This is a genomic window from Desulfothermus naphthae (assembly GCF_054657475.1).
On the sequence record NZ_BAAHYQ010000001.1, the window covers coordinates 860931 to 878518 of the forward strand.

Sequence of the window (17588 nt, forward strand, 5' to 3'; positions counted from 1 at the left end):
CTAGACCTATGAGCTCTGGAAAAGAAATTTAGAATTAGAGAAAAATAACTAGAAAATTAAGAGAGAAATGGTTAAAGATAATTTTTTTGCATGGGATAAGGAGTTAAATGAAGAACTATTGATTTTTAGACAAATGAAGTGGGATGATCCTAAAAAGTTACTTAAGATATATTCAAAATCAAAATTAAAAGAGACTTTTCTTAAATATTATTTTAAATTTGATAAAAAGAATAGAGCCTTTTGGGAGTTGATTTTGGAGATAAATAATGAAGAAATTGACCAACGCACAGATGATGGTGTTAAAAGAAATCTCTAGATATGAATTTCTAAATGACTTTTATCTGGCAGGTGGGACCGCACTCTCATTAAAGTATGGCCATCGTTTTTCTGAGGACTTTGATTTTTTTGTTTTTTTCAATAGACATGTAGGTTTATTTAAAATAGCAAGTTTTTTTCATCCAAAGACCATTTATGAACTGAGTAAAGATACATTAATTTTTTTATATAAGGGCGTAAAATTGTCTTTTTTTGAATATAACTATCCTTTTATAAAGAGTCCAATGATTAACAAAGATTTTAATGTGTTCATTGCTTCTGATGAAGACATTGCAGCCATGAAGGCTATTGCAATTATGCAGAGAGGGGAGAAAAAAGATTTTTTTGATCTCTGGTATTTGCTTAAAAATAATAAATGGACATTGAAAGATATAACGTGCTTTTGTAGGAAAAAATATTCTGATTCTTTTAATGATTATGTATTTTTCAAGTCATTGACATTTTTTGAGGATGCAGAAAAATCAAATATAAAGGAAATAGATATTTATTGGAAAGAAATAAAAGATTATTTTAAGGAACTTGTAAAGGGATTTTATAAAAATTAATGTTCTTTAAATATTTCCCGCAACTTTAATAGGATTTGGGGATGAATTTTTCAACTAATTGAAATTATGAGATAGAATTTTTATTAAAGAGAAGGTATCTGCGGAGAGCAAAAATTCCTTTATTTTAAATAGATAGAAAGCAGGGTTTAACAATAGAAAGAAAAAGGGAAATATAGCTAGGGGTCTGCGAAATTGGGGTTGTAATTTATTTAATTTTATGTAAAATAAAAGGGTCTACTTAAAAAAGACCTGACTTGCGAAGGGATTGGGCTAATAAGCCCATAGAGACGTTGCATACAACGTCTCTACATTTGCTGTTCGGGATCACGAATCACCAATCACATTGAAAAAATAATAAAGATGGATTAAAAACTAAATATAACATGTTTAGATTCACCCTGGGGGTAGAAGTAACTGATAACAGAGGCCAAGAGTTATGATTTACGAGGAAAATTTAACAGAGGAAGTAAAAAAATAATTTATGAAGAGATCCCTCACATCTTAGAGAAACTCCAGAGGTGAAGTTGATATTGTGGAAAAAGTTAGTGGATAGTTTTGCGGAGAAAAAAGAAACAGAATCTAAGTTTGAAACTTTATTGAAAGAGTTCCATGAGTTGAAAAAAGAATCAGAACAAAGATGGAGGGAACTTAAAGAAGAATCAGATCGTAAGTGGCAGGAATCTGAGCGTAAATGGGAAGAAGCCTTGCGTAAATGGGAGGAATCTGAACGAAGATGGGAAAAAATAGAGCGCAAATGGGAGGAATCAGAACGTAAATGGCAGGAATTGAAAGAGGAATCTGAGCGTAAGTGGCAGGAATCTGAGCGTAAGTGGAGGGAATTAAAACAAGAGTCAGACCAGAGGTGGGAGACTTTGCTCAAAGAAATTCATAGAGTAGATAAAAGAATAGACAGAACCATTGGAGCTCTTGGTGCAAGGTGGGGAATAAACAGTGAAAAGGTCTTTAGAGAGGCAATTGAAGCGGCTTTAAGCGAATTAACCGATTTAAAAGTGGAAAATTATTTAAGCTATGATGAAAAAGGAGAGGTCTTTGGACATCCTGATCAAATAGAGTTGGATGTTATTATTAAAAATGGCGAGGTTTGGGTAATAGAAATAAAGTCCTCAATGAGTAAAGCAGATATGTATATATTTGATAGAAAAGTGAAATTTTTTGAAAAAAAAGAAGGGAAAAGAGTAAATCGGAAATTAGTAATATCCCCAATGATAGAACCAAAAGCGTATGAAGTCGCAAAAAAATTGGGAATTGAGGCATATAGTGTGCCAGAAGATGTAGGTGATGAGGAAAAATAAAAGCTCATAAGTTTTATTACACCCCTGAGTTTAAATAAGGGAGTTTTTTGATTAAAAGGACTCCTAAAATAATTGAAAATATTTTAAATAAGATTTATTCAATATAAATTCTAATTTTATTCCTGAAATAACTCCATTATTAGACTTGATTGAAAAAAATACTATTTAAATTTGTAAATGCAAATTAATAGAATAGAGGCCTCTATGCCGCAGAATGGTGTATTGAACTAATCTTATACAACAAGGATACACTATTCTTCAGGTCTTCAGGAGTTTATAATAACCAAAATTATCAATTTGATTGATAATTTGATTGATGAAAATAAAATTACTAATTCTTTAAAAATTAGATACCTTGTATCATCGCTATCTTTCTTTAGAAAAAAGCCCGGAGAGTGTAATGGGATTTTAAGTGATAATATAAATTATGTACAACAATTAAAAAAAGTAAGGGGTCTGATTTTAAAGAATTTTGTACAATTTAACTAGATATAAAAATGATATAAATCATTGTGGCTTTAGTTAATGAATGTTATTCGCCAAAAGAATTAGAGAACAAATTTAAAAAATTTATTAGTGAGATGGAATGAATAAATTTAGTGAAAAAAGTAAAATAGTTTTTTAAGAATGCAATTGTTTTTAGATTCTTACTTTCATTTTACGCTATTTCACCTATACATGCAGGGAAGGGAGCATCTGTAGCTACTATGGATTTGCCAATTCAAAGAGAAAGACACACAGGCTATTCAATTGTTCATGCATCAGGGGTAAAAGGAGATATAGAGAATATTTTCGCAATTTTTATAAACACCAAGAACAGGATAATCGGTTGGAAATACTTATAAATTTTTTTTGGTTCTGAGGTGCAAGATGACCGGTGTATCCGCTACTAGCGGATACACCCCATTTCTATTACCTCCAAGTGTGATAATAAATATATTTCAAGTGTATGTTTTTTTTGTCTGACTTTGAGGTAGGGATTTTTATTTGACATTATGGATCCGTGTATTTTTGATTTAACTTTTGAATAAATGAATTTACATCTGAATTTAATTTTTTAACTGAACTGGCAAGTTTTTCATTCCACCCCATGGGATGTCTTCTAAATATTGGTGAGTACCACTTTATGTTTTTTAAAAAACACTGCATGTAATTATCTTTTTCTTTATCTGGAATATCCTCTATAAATTTTTTTGCTAAAATCGCTCCAACTTTGTTTTTAATTGCACAGTGGATACCAAATAATAGTAGTAAAAAAACTAAAAATCCTATAAAGGCTGGAGCTGATGTAAATATTCCCTTTAAAATTTTTATCCAAAACTCACCTGAGCCCGTATCTGTAAAAAGTATATGTCCCATTTGAATAATCAAAAAGATTATTCCAAAACATATAGAATCTAAAATCAAGGTATACTTCTTTAATTTATCTCTGAATTCAGATACAATTGGCAGAGTTGTATTTTTTAATTTACTTACATAGTCTTTAAGTAATCTTACCAAGCGGTATGTCCTCTCTATCTTAACATCTTCAATACGCTTTGATATTAAATCCAGATCGTGATCCCTTTTTCTCTCGTATCTTTTTTTTGTCTCAGGATCTTCTATTACATTGCATGCAATTGGATTATAGATGCAAAAATATTTTCCAGCACTTACTCCATATCTAACAAGAGCCCTTTGCCATGATGCATATACTGCTTCTAAATTATCCTCTTTTGCAGTTACATCTATTTGATTTAAGATGTATAAAAATTTATTGGAATCTCTTCTCTTTACAGTGGTTTTAACAAGGTGTTCCAGGGTATCTTTCATGGAGCCAGGCTCTGGATGTCTGGCATCAAAAAATATAAGCACAAGGTCAGAAAGATCAATTATCCTATCTGTTATTCTGAGTATTGAAGCCCTTTTTTCATCTGCATCAAATCCCGGAGAATCAATAAATACTTTCCCCTTTAACTTTTCACTGGGACAGGTCTTGAGCTGAAGGTAGGAATCTAAATAGGCCCCTTCTCCTGGTAACACTTCATCTATTGCCTTGCTTATTTTGTAAAAGGGAAACCTTGGGTCTGAATCCAGGGCAAATCCAGGCAAGACCCTTACTTTCTTCTCAGGAGAATAACATATTACTGTAAATTTATCGTCAACAGCCTGTACCCCTGTTTCTTGAATTGGATAGTCAAGATAATAATTAATAAAAGAGGATTTTCCAGCTGAATAAGTTCCTAAAATGGAAATAACAGGCCACCACGACATCATCTTTGTAAGAGATTCTGTGTTTTTTAAATATCCAAGGGAGTGGAGCAAAAGATCTAATTGAAAAAAACCATCAACAACTTCTCTTAAAATAGGATTTTCTCGCTCTAAATGTTCCTTTATTTCTTCACTTGGTCCCGGGTGATTGTTATTTTTTTTCAAAAAATTAAGCATTAATTACGCTCCCTACATCTTTTTACAGAACAGGGGTAAAATTTAAAAAACTAAGAGTTGACTTTTAAGAGATTTTCCATCTCCCCAATAATAACTAGAGTATCCCCTTTTTTTAAAATATCGTTTCCTTTTGGAACAAACTTATATTCTCCCTTTTCCTCTTGTTTTATTGCTATTACTTGAATGTGAAACTTATTTGCAAGGTCTAACTCTCTTAATGTCTTTCCATCCCATTTATCAACAACTTTTTCCTGAATTACTACGCTTTGACCAAATGGTAAGATTTCCAAGAATCCAGGAAGGGCCATTCTCAAAGCAAGTTCCTGTGCAGCAGCCCTCTCAGGAATGACAACATAATCAACACCTATTTTTTTCAGTAGTTTTTCATGGTCCTCGTTTATTGCCTTGACCCAGACCTGCTCCACTCCAATTTCTTTGAGATAAAAAGAGACCATAGTACTTGTGGATATGGAGGATCCAACACTTACAACAGCATGTGTAACGTCTTTAAAACCTAACTGTTCAAGTACTTTTTTATCCTTTACATCCGCACGATAGACCTGTGTAAAGATAGATTGAGCCCTCTTTATTGCCTCTTCATCTCTGTCCACCCCCAATACCTCATAGCCCATTTTTATAAGAGTCTTTCCCAGAGATATCCCGAATTTGCCCAGACCAATAATACCAATAAATAATTTTTTTGCCATAAATATCACCCTAGCCTATTAAAATATTTTCCTCAGGCCAGAAAAACCTGGGTTCTTCTTGAATATATTGTACAAAGGAGAGAAATAAAATTGGACCTAGACGTCCAATAAACATAAGAGAGATAATAATCAACTTTCCTGCGAAACTTAAATGAGGAGTAAGGCCTGTTGAAAGTCCCACAGTTCCAAAGGCAGAAGTGGCTTCAAATAGCACCTCTAAAAAAAGCCCTTTAGTAAAAACATGAGGAATATCCCCTCCTTCAGTTATATTTAATAACATAACCGCTATAAGAATAATTCCAAAGGCAAATATAAATAATACAATTGCCTTGTTTAAATCTTCTTCCTTTACTGCAAAATTTCCAATAACCGCCTGTTTTCCTTTAATAAATATTTGAGATCTAGCATAGGCCAAAATGGTTCTAAAAGTGGTAACTTTAATGCCACCAGCACATGATCCAGGTGCTCCACCAATGAACATAAGCAAAATCATTATAAAAAGGGAAACATTGGTCAAATGTTCAATACTTACGGTATTAAATCCAGCTGTTCTACAGGTTACAGACTGAAATATTGACAATAAGAGCTTTTCTTTAAAAGGATATTGGAGATTATTTGCAAAATATTCTGCCAGAAAAATAAATAGACTGCCACCAATAATCAAAAAAATGGTGGTAGACAGGACCACCCGCGTATGCCAGCTAAGCCTTATTCTTTCACCTTTAAGTCGTAAGGGTATATAATAATAGAGCTCTTGAAGAACAGAAAAACCAAGTCCACCCAGTATAATTAAAGACATTATTATAAAATTCACCCAAACATCACCCCTAAATTGCGTTAGACTATCTGAATACAGGGAAAATCCTGCATTACAAAAGGCAGATATCGAATGAAACAGGGCCGAAAAATAATCCATTTTTCCTCGTAAATACAGATATAATAGAAAAGATCCCAACCCCTCAATAACAAAGGTCATAACAGCCACTTTTATCAAAAAACTACCCAGAGAAAATGTTGGATCATGTAATAGTCCCTGTCCAACAGCTATCCTGTCAGTCAAAGAAATCCTTTTGCTCCACAAATAAAAAATTAGAGATGTGATTGTCATTATTCCAAGACCGCCTATCTGAATCAAGCTCAAGATTATTATCTGGCCAATCCTTGTAAAAAAAGTCCCTGTATCAACTACTATGAGTCCTGTTACACAAGTGGCCGATGTGGCAGTAAATAAGGCATCTACCCAGGATATAGGACCTTTTGCAAGACTAAAATCCATATGCAATAAAAAAGCTCCAACAATAATTACCAGGGCAAAAAATATTATTGGATATGCATATGGTGATAACTTAAAATGTATTTTCATAAGCTAATTAAAAGTGATCTGTGATCTGTGTGGGTGAGCTGTTGTCCACTAACACTGATCACTCACACAGATTGTTAAATACTCCTAAAAAAATTCAATCCTATTAAGTTTCTTTCTCTCTTTGTTGGCTCTGTTTAATTCAAATAATTTTTTGTATGTATCTGGATCCACATACCTTAAAAAACAGGTATAAGTCTTTGGTTCTATCCAAAAATATATCAAAATTCCTTTTTTTTCCCAAACATATCTATCAACAAGGTTATTTACCCTGATCTCTTTGGGATTACCATATTTCTTTTTGAGTTTCGCAAGCCATGAAGCCAGAAGCTTATCATAATCAACAGGCCTTGGTGGATATCTGTACTCAAGGAGGGCGAATTCGCCGTCTTTATTGTAACACACCTGCATAAGATCGGTTCCTGGTAATAATTTCTGAGTACTAAAAAGATCACAAAATGAGTTTTCATTAATCTTAATTGGCACTGCACCATGTTTTTGTAAAATATAACTTATGGCAAATCTTCTAGCACCCTTTAATACAAAACCAAATAAACGAAAATCTTCATTGTTTTTTTCTTTATGCAAAGGAGCCAGCTTTAATTTTGCAATCTCAAGCCCTATTTCTTTTCCTTTTTTATACCATTTATATGCTTCAACAAAATCTCTCTCAATACCACCTATACCCTTTTCATACATCTGAGCTAAAAATAAAATTGCTGGTGCATATCCTTTTAAAGCTGATTTTTTTAAAAAATGTATTCCCTTTATTTTTTTTTCCATTGGATAATTCCCTAAAACCAGCTTCCTTCCATACAAATATTCAGCTACAGTGTCACCTTTGTATACTCTTTTTTTAAGAAGTTGTAATTCAAGTGAACCTGAATAAGACTCAACAACAAAAAAAATGCAAAAAATAATTAAAAAACAAACAAAAATTTTAATGTATTTTTTCATTTGTTAATATTTATTGAATGGATAAAGTTGCCCCTTTTCATTAACCAACCAGAGGAGAGAATACTTTTTAACATTTTCTCTCTAGGATTTCACCTTATAGATACTAGCAAGCTACTATATTTAAAAAATTTTCTCCCAATATCTTTTTCCTTTTTGTTCCATCAAGCTCAATCTTTTCAAACTCTTTCATATATCTTGACGGAGGAACAAGGGGATAATCTGTTCCAAAAATAAATTTCTCATCGCCAATTGCATCCATCATAACACAAAGTGCTCTTGGCTCATACAAAAAAATCATGGCAGCTGTATCGAACCAACAATTTTTTAAAACATCCTTAACTTCTCTTTTCATGTAACCAAAAAAAGGAAGCCCTCCACCAAGGTGGGCAAGTATCCATTTTGTATTGAGGTTTTCTTTTATCACTAAATAGAGATTTTTCAACGTCATTGGGCTCTTTCCCAGATAAAAATGCCCAACTGGCTCATTTGTGTGGAGCAATACAGGGATATTTGCTTCTTCACATATCCTGGCAACCCTGGATAAGATCTTTCTCTCGTCCTTTCCCATGTCCCTTGTATAAAAGGCAATCTCACCAACACCTCTAGCACCCTCATCAATACATCTTTTAATTTCCTCTTCAATATAAGGAGAATCTAAACTAAAACAACAAAAAGGAATAAGTCTATCTGGATATTTGCGTGCGCATTCTAGCACATAATCATTATTTAATCTAAAATGTTCTTTTTTTCGCCAGGGAAATCCAAATACAACAGACTTATCCACGCCCTCCTGATCCATCTTTTCAATAAGCTCTTTTGCTCCAACTAATTTGGCCTTTGGATCTTTGTAAATAGCAGCAAATTCTTCTTCACCATCTAAAAATTTTTCCCTCTCTGCCCTTACTTCTCTAGGACATATATGGACATGTGCATCAATTATCATGGCAAACTCCTTGACAAACAGCATATGGTGTTATTTATAGTCAATCTTCAACAATAAAATTGCCCTAGTAAATACATTCAAATTTTTAATTTAATAAATTTCAATTGTCCATAAAAAACCTATAACAAAAAATAGAAATTGGAGTTGGTTATCATGGAGATAAAGGCTTTAGAAAAAGGGTATGAACCAGAAGCTATAGAGAAAAAATTAATAGAAACATGGGAAAAAGAAAACACCTATGTGGCAGATCCTGATCATTTAGGCGAGCCATTTTCTATTGTTATCCCTCCACCCAATGTAACAGGCACCTTACACATGGGTCATGCCCTAAATATCACTCTGCAGGACATAATGTGCAGATACAAAAGACAAAAGGGATATAACGTTCTCTGGGTTCCAGGTACAGACCATGCTGGAATAGCTACCCAAAATGTAGTTGAAAGGGCAATTGCAAAGCAAGGACTTACAAGAGAAGATCTCGGCCGGGAAAGATTCATTGAAAGGGTATGGAAGTGGAAAGAAGAATATGGAGGTAAGATCTTAAACCAGATAAAATGTTTAGGTGCATCTGTTGACTGGAGCAGGCTCAGGTTCACAATGGATGAAGGATTATCAAGGGCTGTTAGAGAAGTCTTTGTAAGGCTATACAATGAAGGTCTTATATATAAAGGCGATTACATGATTAATTGGTGCCCAAGATGCCATACTGCCCTTGCTGACTTGGAGGTTGAGCATGAAGAAAAACAAGGGCATTTATATTACATAAAATATCCCTTGGTAGATGAGGATGACTTTTTAATAGTTGCTACCACCCGTCCAGAGACAATGCTGGGAGATACAGCTGTATGTGTAAATCCAGAAGATAAAAGATATAAAAAATATATTGGAAAAAAGGTAAAACTTCCCTTAACTGACAAAATTATCCCTGTAATTTCTGATAATTATGTGGATATGGAGTTTGGAACTGGATGTCTTAAAGTCACCCCTGGACATGACCCAAATGACTTTGAACTAGGGAAAAAACATAACTTAGAGCTCGTTAGGGTCATAGATGAAAATGGGCATATGACCAAAGATGCTGGTGAAAAATTTAAAGGATTAGACAGATTTGAATGTAGGAAAAAGGTAGTTGAAGAGTTAAAAAAACAAGGACTTTTAGAAAAAATTGAGGATCTTACCCACAGTGTTGGCCACTGTTACAGGTGCAAGACAATAATTGAGCCCCTGGTCTCCAAACAGTGGTTTGTTAAGACAAAACCACTGGCAAAACCAGCAAAACAGGCAGTTTTAGATGGAAAGACAAAATTTTTTCCCGAGTCCTGGACAAAAACCTATTTTGAATGGTTAGATAACATAAAGGACTGGTGCATCTCCCGCCAGATCTGGTGGGGACACAGGATCCCTGCCTGGACATGCAATGAATGTGGGAAACTAAGTGTATCAACCGAGGACATCACTACCTGCCCTGCATGTGGTTCCAAAAATATAGTTCAGGAAGAAGATGTGTTGGATACCTGGTTTTCTTCTGCCTTGTGGCCATTTTCCACACTTGGATGGCCAAATAAGACCAAAGAGCTAAATATTTATTACCCCACATCCCTGCTGGTCACTGGCTTTGACATAATATTTTTCTGGGTTGCCAGAATGATGATGATGGGCATCCACTTTATGGGAGACGTGCCATTTAAACATGTGTACATCCACGCCCTGGTTAGAGATGAGCATGGCAAAAAGATGAGCAAATCAACTGGAAATGTTATTGACCCCTTAGATATGATCGCAAAATATGGGGCAGATGCCTTGAGATTTACCTTCACTGCATTTGCTGCAATGGGAAGGGACATAAAACTCTCAGAAGCCAGGATTGAAGGATATAAACACTTTATAAACAAGATCTGGAATGCTGGAAGGTTTGTGCTCATTAATGCAGACGATTCAGTAAACATAGAGGATGTTGACCCAAACGTCTTAAGTTTTGCACACAGATATATCCTGCATGCATTAGAAGGCTTAAAAAAAGAAGTGGAAAGGACCCTAGAAAACTATTATTTTAACGAAAGTGCCCAGGCCCTATATCAGTTTTTCTGGCATACCTTCTGCGATTGGTATTTAGAGATGATTAAAAAGGAACTCTATTCAGATGATTCTATTATTAAGGCAAGGGCTAGAAACTGCCTAATTAAGGTATTTTCTGAGCTCCTTATACTTCTTCATCCATTTATACCCTTTATTACTCAACATATATACTCCCTTCTCCCAGGTATAAAAGAAAAGGATTTAAGTAAGGTAAAATTTCCAGAATATAGACCTGAGTGGGAAGATAAAACCTTAGATGAACAAATGAGATTTTTCCAGGGCCTTGTTGTTGGCATAAGAAATATAAAGAGTGAATTTGATTTAAATCCTGGCACCAAGGTAGATGTGATAGCCAGAGTTGATGAAGATCATATGGATTTTTTAAAGGAGAACAAGGATGTGATATCTCAACTTGCCAGGATAAAAGAGTTTAAAATCGATAAAGATCCTGAAATACCAAAGGGTTGTGCCAGTTTTGTGTGTGAAGGATGTGAGTTCTATGTGGTATTAGAAGGTATAATAGATTTCAAAAAAGAAGTTGAGCGCCTTGAAAAACAAAAACAAAAAATCAACAAAGAATTAAACAAAGTCAATAACAAACTCAATAATCAGAACTTCTTAAATAAGGCACCCAAAGAGATCGTTGAAAAGGAAAAACAAAAAAAAGAAGATTTAGAAATTGAATTAAATAAAATAAATTCATTAATTGAGAAAATTGAATCCTTTATTTAGATTTGGGTGATGGATTTTAGGTTGTGAGTTCTAGTTTTAAACTTTAAGGAAAACATAATTATGGGAAAGGTATATTTAATTGGAGCTGGCCCAGGAGATCCCGGGCTTTATACCATAAAGGCCAAGGAATTAATATCCATAGCAGACGCAATTGTTTATGATTATTTGGCAAATGAGGTATTTTTAGAGTGGATAAAAGATGGATGTGAGGTAATTTATGCTGGCAAAAAAGGTGGTGATCACACCTTATCTCAAGATGAGATAAATGAGCTTTTAGTTAAACTTGGAAAGAAATATGATGTAGTAGTAAGACTAAAGGGAGGCGATCCCTATATCTTTGGTCGAGGTGGAGAAGAGGCAGAGTTTTTAGTTGAAAATGGACTGGAATTTGAGGTTGTGCCAGGGGTGAGTTCTGCTGTAGCAGCGCCAGCATATGCAGGAATCCCGCTAACTCATAGAGATTTTTCATCCTCTGTTACCTTTGTAACAGGCCATGAGGCCAGCACAAAAAAATCATCTGTAATTGAATGGGATAAACTGGCCCGCTCTGCCTCAACATTGGTCTTTTTTATGGGCGTTAAAAACCTTCCCCAAATAACCAAAAATTTAATCTCAGCAGGACTATCTAAAGATACTAAAGCAGCACTGGTTAGATGGGGAACCACATGCAGACAAAAAAGTGTGGTATCTACCCTTGAAAACATATCTCAGCTGGCAAAAAAGGAAAACATCACCCCTCCAGCACTACTTGTTGTTGGAGATGTAGTGTCTTTAAAAGATAAGCTCTCATGGTTTGAAAAAAAGCCATTACTTGGAAAAAATATTGTAATTACTAGGGCAAGGGCACAAGCAAGTGATTTACTTAACCTCCTTAGAGAATATGGGGCATGTTGTATCCAGCTGCCAACAATTGAAATAAAAGAACTGTCTGATTACTCCCATCTTTATTCAGAATTTAACAAACTCCATACCTATGATTTTATAATATTTACATCAGTAAATGGGGTGGATTTATTTTTTGATAAATTGTTTAAAAATAATATGGATGTTAGGTCAATTGGTAAATCAAAGATTGTAGCAATTGGACCTGCAACTGCCACAAGACTAAAAAATTTTGGAATAATACCTGATATAGTTCCTGAAAAATTCATTGCTGAAAGTATAGTTGAAAAATTAAAACAAATTGGTGTTAGTGGGAAAAATATACTCATTCCAAGGGCAAAACAAGCAAGGGATGTATTAATAAAAGAATTGGAGAAGTCTCATGCAAAGGTAGTGGTTGTACCAGTTTATGAGACAACTACTGGAGATGGCGACGTAAGTTTTGTAAAAGAAAAAATAAAAAGAGATGAAATAGATTTTATAACATTTACAAGTTCTTCTACTGTAAAAAATTTCTTTAAATTAATACCAGCTCAATTTGTTTCTGAATATGGTCATAATATAAAATTTGCATGTATTGGTCCTATTACAGCAAAGACTTTAAAGGAATATGGATTTAACACAGATATTATGCCTGATTCTTATACAATCAAAGACCTTGTTTTAGAGATATTAAAATATGTAAGAGAAAATTTATAAAAAGATGTAGAGAATGGATTTTTATATACACTTTATAAATTCAATTTCATCTATTTATTTAGTTTTAATCACAGCATTTTTAATTTTTCTACTTACAAGAGGAGCAGATTATGCAGTAGATGGTGCTGTTGAACTCTCTCAAGCACTTAATCTATCACCCTTAGTTATTGGAGCAACTGTAGTATCAATAGGCACTACCCTCCCTGAAACATTTGTATCTGTTATGGCTGCGTGGTCTAACAATCCAGGCCTTGCATTGGGAAATGGTGTTGGCTCCATTATAGCAGATACAGCCCTTATTTTGGGTGGTTCATGTATTTTGTTTAAGGTTCCAATAGATAGATTTGTATTAAATAGAACTGGATGGGTCCAATTTTTTTCAGCTACTCTGCTTGTTGTTATCTCATTAATACAAAAATATGTATTCCACAACCCTATTTTAAATAGATGGGTAGGTGTCTTGTTTATCTTCCTGTTAATTGTATATCTCTATTTTACTTATAAGTGGTCTAAACATAGCATTCTTTTTCACCCTTCTCAGGACAAAAAAACATCAAAGCTTAAAGCCTTTATAAAAGTTTTTATTGGACTTTTTTTAGTAATTATTAGCTCAAAATTTTTGATACTCACAGTTCAAGAGCTGGCAAGACGAATTGGGGTACCAGAAGATGTAATAGCTGCTACAATAGTAGCATTTGGAACTTCTCTTCCTGAATTTATGACAGCAATCACTGCTGGTAGAAAAGGTCATCCTGAAATTATGGTTGGTAATATTGTGGGGGCAGATGTGTTAAACTGTTTTTTTGTTATTGGTGCATCTGCTTTGGCAACGCCATTAAATATTCCTCAAAATTTCTATCATCTCCACTTCCCGGCTATGCTAATTATCCTTTATTCTTTTAGATTTTTTATCTCCATAAATAAAAGAAAAAAATTCTTTCCCAAATGGCAAGGTATATATTTGCTTCTTATTTATTTAATATACATTTTCATCCAGTACAAATAAAAACCTTTTTTCTCTCTTTTTATAGAAAATCCAGCTTCTTGAAGTTTTTTGATATCTCCTTGAATAGTGCGTTCTGTGACATTAAATTTTTCAACAATACTATTTAATGAAACAGTATTGTTCTGTTGTAAAATTTTTAAAATTTTCCCTATACGAACTATTCTTTCCATTGTTTTTTTTCTTTAAAAATAGCCGTTGTTAATAAACCTTAAAACAAACCTAAAGAATCTCAAGAAATATTATGTGAAAACAAAATAGTTGACTTTATATTCAAAAGGGCCCCTTCATAAGTATCTCCCTGTCCTAGTTCAACTCCATTTAGCCCTAATGGATTAGGCCACATAGGCAGCAGGAGGTTTTTATACTAATTTGTCTCATAAAAACCCCTTCTTTGGATCTATTACAAAGAAAAAAATAGGAACCGGCAAATAATGTTACATTTATAAGGAAGTGAACAAGCGCCCTTATAGGTTTTAAATGTAAATTTTTTTTCTGTTCACTGTGGACAGATCACTGTTCACTCCACCTACTCTTAAAGTTGTTTTAATTTCTCCTCAAATTCCTGTATGGAATCTACTCTAATAGCGAGTTTAAGCAAACTTTTTAAAACCTCTCTATTCACAATTCCTTTAATTTTAACAGCTAAATCTGGCTTAATAAGGCCAAACCTCTCCATCAAGGCCTCGACAACCATTTCTTGGGCATCTAAAATCATGCCTTCCATTCGTCCTTCCATTCGTCCTTGTTCTATCCATTTTTCTGCAAGTGTTGGCATAATGTCTGCCCCCTTTCCTGTTTGTTTTATTGCCTTTTTTATATCCTTTTCATCTATCTTGTCAGTTGCATTGGCTATATAGCGAAGTAGCGTTTCCAAATATTGAAGTGGTGTATTACTCTCACCAAGTCCCTGAAAAAGGTTGAAAATACGATCCAGATATTTGCCTGGTTCAGGTGTAGTAAGGTATTTAAGGGCCATTAAAGTAGCCTTTAATATCACCTTTCCTTTGATTTCCTCGTCAGATATACTAGATAGGTCGTAGAGCAGATAGTTAAAGTCTGGTATATAAACATCTAATTCTTTTTCAGTCTCTCCAAAAAGATCGGAAAAGTTTGTTTTTTTTGTCCATTTTCTGTAACCATTGTAGATGACTAATGGAATAATAACAGGTAGAGTAGAAGAATGATTTTGTTTGAGATATAGTCCCAGATTTTGACCATGTATCTGAGAAGTTGCAAAGCAGTGAATCTTTGCGGGATGCTTTTGTGCTCAAAAAGCAAATAAATAAATCCATCTCTGGAACTTATCTGGACTTCATAGAGTAAATCAGAAAAATGTCTTTTTAAATCTTCATCCACAAAGGAATTTTTGACAATGGTAAGAGAATCAAAATCAATTAATTTGCAGATATTTTGAGGCAAATAATTTTTTAAGAAATCCTTTGCCTGCTCTTTGTGCGAGAAGATCTCCTGCACAAATGCATCATGAGGATTCTGTATGTATTTTCTGTCCATAATTTTTTATTAAAACATCACTTAATAAATGGCAAGAGGAGTTTGGTAAAAGATGGCATCTTAAAAAAATATCCAGATAACATTTTGACATTACTTTAGTTACATACTGACTTAAAAAGGGAGAAGATTTTGTTTTAGGATAGGGGGGATGCCTCTTCCTGCCATTTAATCCACTCTTTCATGTCTTTTATTAACATTTTCTTCAACTCCTCTGGCTCTAAAATTTTAATTCCAGGGAACCAACTTTTTAAAAAGTGGATGATTTCTTCAAAACGTCCTACCTGAAAACAAACAATAATTGAGCCATCATGGTTTTCTTTTTCTATTTTTTGTGTGGGAAATAGTGTCTTACGCTTAAAATATCCAGCACACTCTTCTTTTACCAGAATTTTGACTTGTATATCTTTTTGTGATGAAAACCAGATATTTGCGCTATTTTTTAAAAGATTATCCAGATCTGAGGGTATTTTATTAAAACATTTTTTCAATATGCTTACTTTTTGAATTTTATCAATACTATATTTTTTAATGATTTTTTTCTCTCTATCCAATGCTATAAGATACCAAAATCCCTCGAAACACGCGAGTTTATAAGGCTCAAGAGTAACCTCAAATGGAGAATAAACACTATATTCAATAGTAATCAAATTTTTATTGACAATAGCTCGCACAAGCTGGTTGAATATTTTATTATTAACAGGAATGGTTGGTTCCATGCCTATAAAAATTACTGAGCTGGAATTGATGTAAATTTTTGTTAAGATATTATCTGCTGCATCTTGAAATGGTTTACCGAGTTTGGAAAGCAGATCTCTAAGCCCCAGAATAAATGCCAATTCGCTCTCGTTATAATAAAAATCATTTTTTAATAAATTTTTATCCAGGCTATAAAAACCTTTTTTCTCTCTTTTTATAGAAAATCCAGCTTCTTGAAGTTTTTTGATATCTCTTTGAATAGTGCGTTCAGTGACATTAAATTTTTCAACAATACTATTTAATGAAACAGTATTGTTCTGTTGTAAAATTTTTAAAATTTTCCCTAAACGAACTATTCTTTCCATTGGTTTTTTTCCTTTAAAAATAGCCGTTATTAATAAACCTTAAAACAAACTCATAAAATCTCAAGCGTTATTATGTTTGATTTAATTACCCTCAATCCTTTTCCAAAACAAGGATAATTTTTTTATTTTTAGCGACATACTGTTGTCGTTTTCTGGTTGTTGGGAGATAATTAATCTATTAAAATAAAAAGAACAATATGTGACTTTATCTTAATTGCAGGAGGTAAAATTATGGATAAGTTTAAAACAAAAAAGGCAAAAATGATTTTAAAAGCAATTACAAGTAAAAAATTTCAGAAAAAAAATAAAAAGGTAGCTGTTTATGTGTTTTCAAAATATTTGTTTAACTACGATACATTTTCATTTTTTCAACATATTTTAAAGCGTAAAAATAAATATTATTCTCATCGTTCATTTAAAGCAAGATGTTTTTGGGAGCTAATTTTCTGGATTTTTGAAAACAGAGAGTGGAGATTGATAAATGTGCTTGAGGATTTTTTAAATCAGTATTATCTCGATGCTTTTCATGATGATTGTGAAGATAGAAATGATCATATAGATGCAATCACATACTGGTCCTATTTTCAAAAGCTCAATATTCAACAAAAATGTTCATGTATTTTTAGAATATATGAGCAATTGCTTGATTTAAATAGTGAGCTTAGTTGTCCAAAAACAGAATTATATTTAGCATATGAACACAATTTTAGAAAACCATTTAGGCCTGAAAGATATTTTTATTTTGACGATCCTGAAGTAAAAATATGCTTTTTGCTTATACTATCACTTATATATCCTGAAATAAATAATTTTGTAAAAAGATATAATTTAAACAAAATAAATAATAAAGACAACATATGCAAACAACTGAATATAGATAGAACACAATTAAAAAATTCATTTAAATTTTTATACGCAGATATGGGCATTATTCATAAATTTTACCCAGAAATAACTATTGATTATATAAAATTTTTTAGTTTTCTAAATAAAAAACAGGTTTTAAAGTATTTGTAATATGAATTCACATAT

General features: G+C 33.1%; 15 protein-coding genes and 1 pseudogene. 8 read left to right on the forward strand and 8 right to left on the reverse strand.

Translation table 11 applies throughout. From position 1 onward, the window contains the following. Positions 1–67 precede the first annotated feature (67 nt). From ACYQ1E_RS04130 to ACYQ1E_RS04145, 4 genes are all read left to right on the forward strand, one after another. A complete protein-coding gene (locus ACYQ1E_RS04130; protein WP_459875601.1) occupies positions 68–316 on the forward strand; it encodes a hypothetical protein in 249 nt (82 codons plus the stop codon). Continuing rightward, a complete protein-coding gene (locus tag ACYQ1E_RS04135) occupies positions 267–881 on the forward strand; it encodes a nucleotidyl transferase AbiEii/AbiGii toxin family protein (protein WP_459875603.1) in 615 nt (204 codons plus the stop codon). Before ACYQ1E_RS04130 ends, ACYQ1E_RS04135 begins: the two co-directional genes overlap by 50 nt. A gap of 545 nt (positions 882–1426) precedes the next feature. Next, positions 1427–2194: a PD-(D/E)XK nuclease family protein gene (locus ACYQ1E_RS04140; protein ID WP_459875604.1), complete on the forward strand. Its 768-nt coding sequence runs from the start codon at positions 1427–1429 to the stop codon at positions 2192–2194. Positions 2195–2901: 707 nt separating this feature from the next. Further along, positions 2902–3039 carry a hypothetical protein gene (locus ACYQ1E_RS04145; protein ID WP_459875605.1) on the forward strand — a complete coding sequence of 46 codons (138 nt, stop codon included), beginning with the start codon at positions 2902–2904 and terminating at the stop codon, positions 3037–3039. Positions 3040–3187: 148 nt separating this feature from the next. On the opposite strand, the gene ACYQ1E_RS04150 is transcribed toward ACYQ1E_RS04145, so the two are convergent. The 5 genes from ACYQ1E_RS04150 to ACYQ1E_RS04170 all read right to left on the reverse strand — a co-directional run bounded on the left by ACYQ1E_RS04150 (position 3188) and on the right by ACYQ1E_RS04170 (position 8588). Next, positions 3188–4621 carry a dynamin family protein gene (locus tag ACYQ1E_RS04150; RefSeq protein ID WP_459875607.1) on the reverse strand — a complete coding sequence of 478 codons (1434 nt, stop codon included), beginning with the start codon at positions 4619–4621 and terminating at the stop codon, positions 3188–3190. A 50-nt stretch (positions 4622–4671) separates the two neighbouring features. Then, positions 4672–5328, reverse strand: coding sequence for a potassium channel family protein (locus ACYQ1E_RS04155; RefSeq protein ID WP_459875609.1), 657 nt, complete (start codon positions 5326–5328; stop codon positions 4672–4674). Positions 5329–5338: 10 nt separating this feature from the next. Next, the gene (locus tag ACYQ1E_RS04160; protein ID WP_459875611.1) at positions 5339–6691 is read right to left on the reverse strand and encodes a TrkH family potassium uptake protein; all 1353 of its coding nucleotides are present in this window, start codon (positions 6689–6691) and stop codon (positions 5339–5341) included. A gap of 84 nt (positions 6692–6775) precedes the next feature. Beyond that, on the reverse strand, positions 6776–7471 hold the full coding sequence (locus ACYQ1E_RS04165; RefSeq protein WP_459875613.1) for a tetratricopeptide repeat protein: 696 nt from the start codon (positions 7469–7471) through the stop codon (positions 6776–6778). A gap of 277 nt (positions 7472–7748) precedes the next feature. Further along, positions 7749–8588: an amidohydrolase family protein gene (locus ACYQ1E_RS04170; protein WP_459875615.1), complete on the reverse strand. Its 840-nt coding sequence runs from the start codon at positions 8586–8588 to the stop codon at positions 7749–7751. 153 nt (positions 8589–8741) lie between these two features. On the opposite strand from ACYQ1E_RS04170, the gene ACYQ1E_RS04175 reads away from it, so the two are divergent. From ACYQ1E_RS04175 to ACYQ1E_RS04185, 3 genes are read left to right on the forward strand one after another with little or no spacing between them, the layout of a single operon-like run. Then, entirely contained in the window at positions 8742–11396 is a 2655-nt protein-coding gene (locus tag ACYQ1E_RS04175; RefSeq protein WP_459875616.1) for a valine--tRNA ligase, read from the forward strand. A gap of 60 nt (positions 11397–11456) precedes the next feature. Continuing rightward, positions 11457–12977 (forward strand): uroporphyrinogen-III C-methyltransferase, encoded by a 1521-nt coding sequence (gene cobA / locus ACYQ1E_RS04180; RefSeq protein ID WP_459875618.1) that lies wholly within the window; start codon positions 11457–11459, stop codon positions 12975–12977. 13 nt (positions 12978–12990) lie between these two features. Next, a complete protein-coding gene (locus ACYQ1E_RS04185) occupies positions 12991–13983 on the forward strand; it encodes a sodium:calcium antiporter (protein WP_459875620.1) in 993 nt (330 codons plus the stop codon). Here ACYQ1E_RS04185 and ACYQ1E_RS04190 read toward each other — a convergent pair. The 3 genes and pseudogenes from ACYQ1E_RS04190 to ACYQ1E_RS04200 form a co-directional block, all read right to left on the reverse strand. Continuing rightward, positions 13950–14153, reverse strand: a complete 204-nt coding sequence (locus ACYQ1E_RS04190; protein WP_459875622.1) for an HTH domain-containing protein — start codon at positions 14151–14153, stop codon at positions 13950–13952. The genes ACYQ1E_RS04185 and ACYQ1E_RS04190 overlap by 34 nt on opposite strands. A 362-nt stretch (positions 14154–14515) precedes the next feature. Then, a pseudogene (locus ACYQ1E_RS04195) lies at positions 14516–15495 on the reverse strand (Rpn family recombination-promoting nuclease/putative transposase). Positions 15496–15629: 134 nt separating this feature from the next. Further along, positions 15630–16556: a helix-turn-helix transcriptional regulator gene (locus ACYQ1E_RS04200; protein WP_459875624.1), complete on the reverse strand. Its 927-nt coding sequence runs from the start codon at positions 16554–16556 to the stop codon at positions 15630–15632. A 231-nt stretch (positions 16557–16787) separates the two neighbouring features. On the opposite strand from ACYQ1E_RS04200, the gene ACYQ1E_RS04205 reads away from it, so the two are divergent. Continuing rightward, positions 16788–17573 carry a hypothetical protein gene (locus tag ACYQ1E_RS04205; RefSeq protein ID WP_459875625.1) on the forward strand — a complete coding sequence of 262 codons (786 nt, stop codon included), beginning with the start codon at positions 16788–16790 and terminating at the stop codon, positions 17571–17573. Positions 17574–17588: the final 15 nt, after the last annotated feature.

What these genes read in the sequence shown, in the direction of transcription:
- ACYQ1E_RS04130 (WP_459875601.1), top strand. Translation starts at nt 68, where the DNA reads ATGGTTAAAGATAATTTTTTTGCATGGGATAAGGAGTTAAATGAAGAA.
- ACYQ1E_RS04135 (WP_459875603.1), top strand. Translation starts at nt 267, where the DNA reads ATGAAGAAATTGACCAACGCACAGATGATGGTGTTAAAAGAAATCTCT.
- ACYQ1E_RS04145 (WP_459875605.1), top strand. Translation starts at nt 2,902, where the DNA reads ATGGATTTGCCAATTCAAAGAGAAAGACACACAGGCTATTCAATTGTT.
- ACYQ1E_RS04150 (WP_459875607.1), bottom strand. Translation starts at nt 4,621, where the DNA reads ATGCTTAATTTTTTGAAAAAAAATAACAATCACCCGGGACCAAGTGAA.
- ACYQ1E_RS04155 (WP_459875609.1), bottom strand. Translation starts at nt 5,328, where the DNA reads ATGGCAAAAAAATTATTTATTGGTATTATTGGTCTGGGCAAATTCGGG.
- ACYQ1E_RS04160 (WP_459875611.1), bottom strand. Translation starts at nt 6,691, where the DNA reads ATGAAAATACATTTTAAGTTATCACCATATGCATATCCAATAATATTT.
- ACYQ1E_RS04165 (WP_459875613.1), bottom strand. Translation starts at nt 7,471, where the DNA reads ATGGAAAAAAAAATAAAGGGAATACATTTTTTAAAAAAATCAGCTTTA.
- ACYQ1E_RS04170 (WP_459875615.1), bottom strand. Translation starts at nt 8,588, where the DNA reads ATGATAATTGATGCACATGTCCATATATGTCCTAGAGAAGTAAGGGCA.
- ACYQ1E_RS04175 (WP_459875616.1), top strand. Translation starts at nt 8,742, where the DNA reads ATGGAGATAAAGGCTTTAGAAAAAGGGTATGAACCAGAAGCTATAGAG.
- cobA (WP_459875618.1), top strand. Translation starts at nt 11,457, where the DNA reads ATGGGAAAGGTATATTTAATTGGAGCTGGCCCAGGAGATCCCGGGCTT.
- ACYQ1E_RS04185 (WP_459875620.1), top strand. Translation starts at nt 12,991, where the DNA reads ATGGATTTTTATATACACTTTATAAATTCAATTTCATCTATTTATTTA.
- ACYQ1E_RS04190 (WP_459875622.1), bottom strand. Translation starts at nt 14,153, where the DNA reads ATGGAAAGAATAGTTCGTATAGGGAAAATTTTAAAAATTTTACAACAG.
- ACYQ1E_RS04200 (WP_459875624.1), bottom strand. Translation starts at nt 16,556, where the DNA reads ATGGAAAGAATAGTTCGTTTAGGGAAAATTTTAAAAATTTTACAACAG.
- ACYQ1E_RS04205 (WP_459875625.1), top strand. Translation starts at nt 16,788, where the DNA reads ATGGATAAGTTTAAAACAAAAAAGGCAAAAATGATTTTAAAAGCAATT.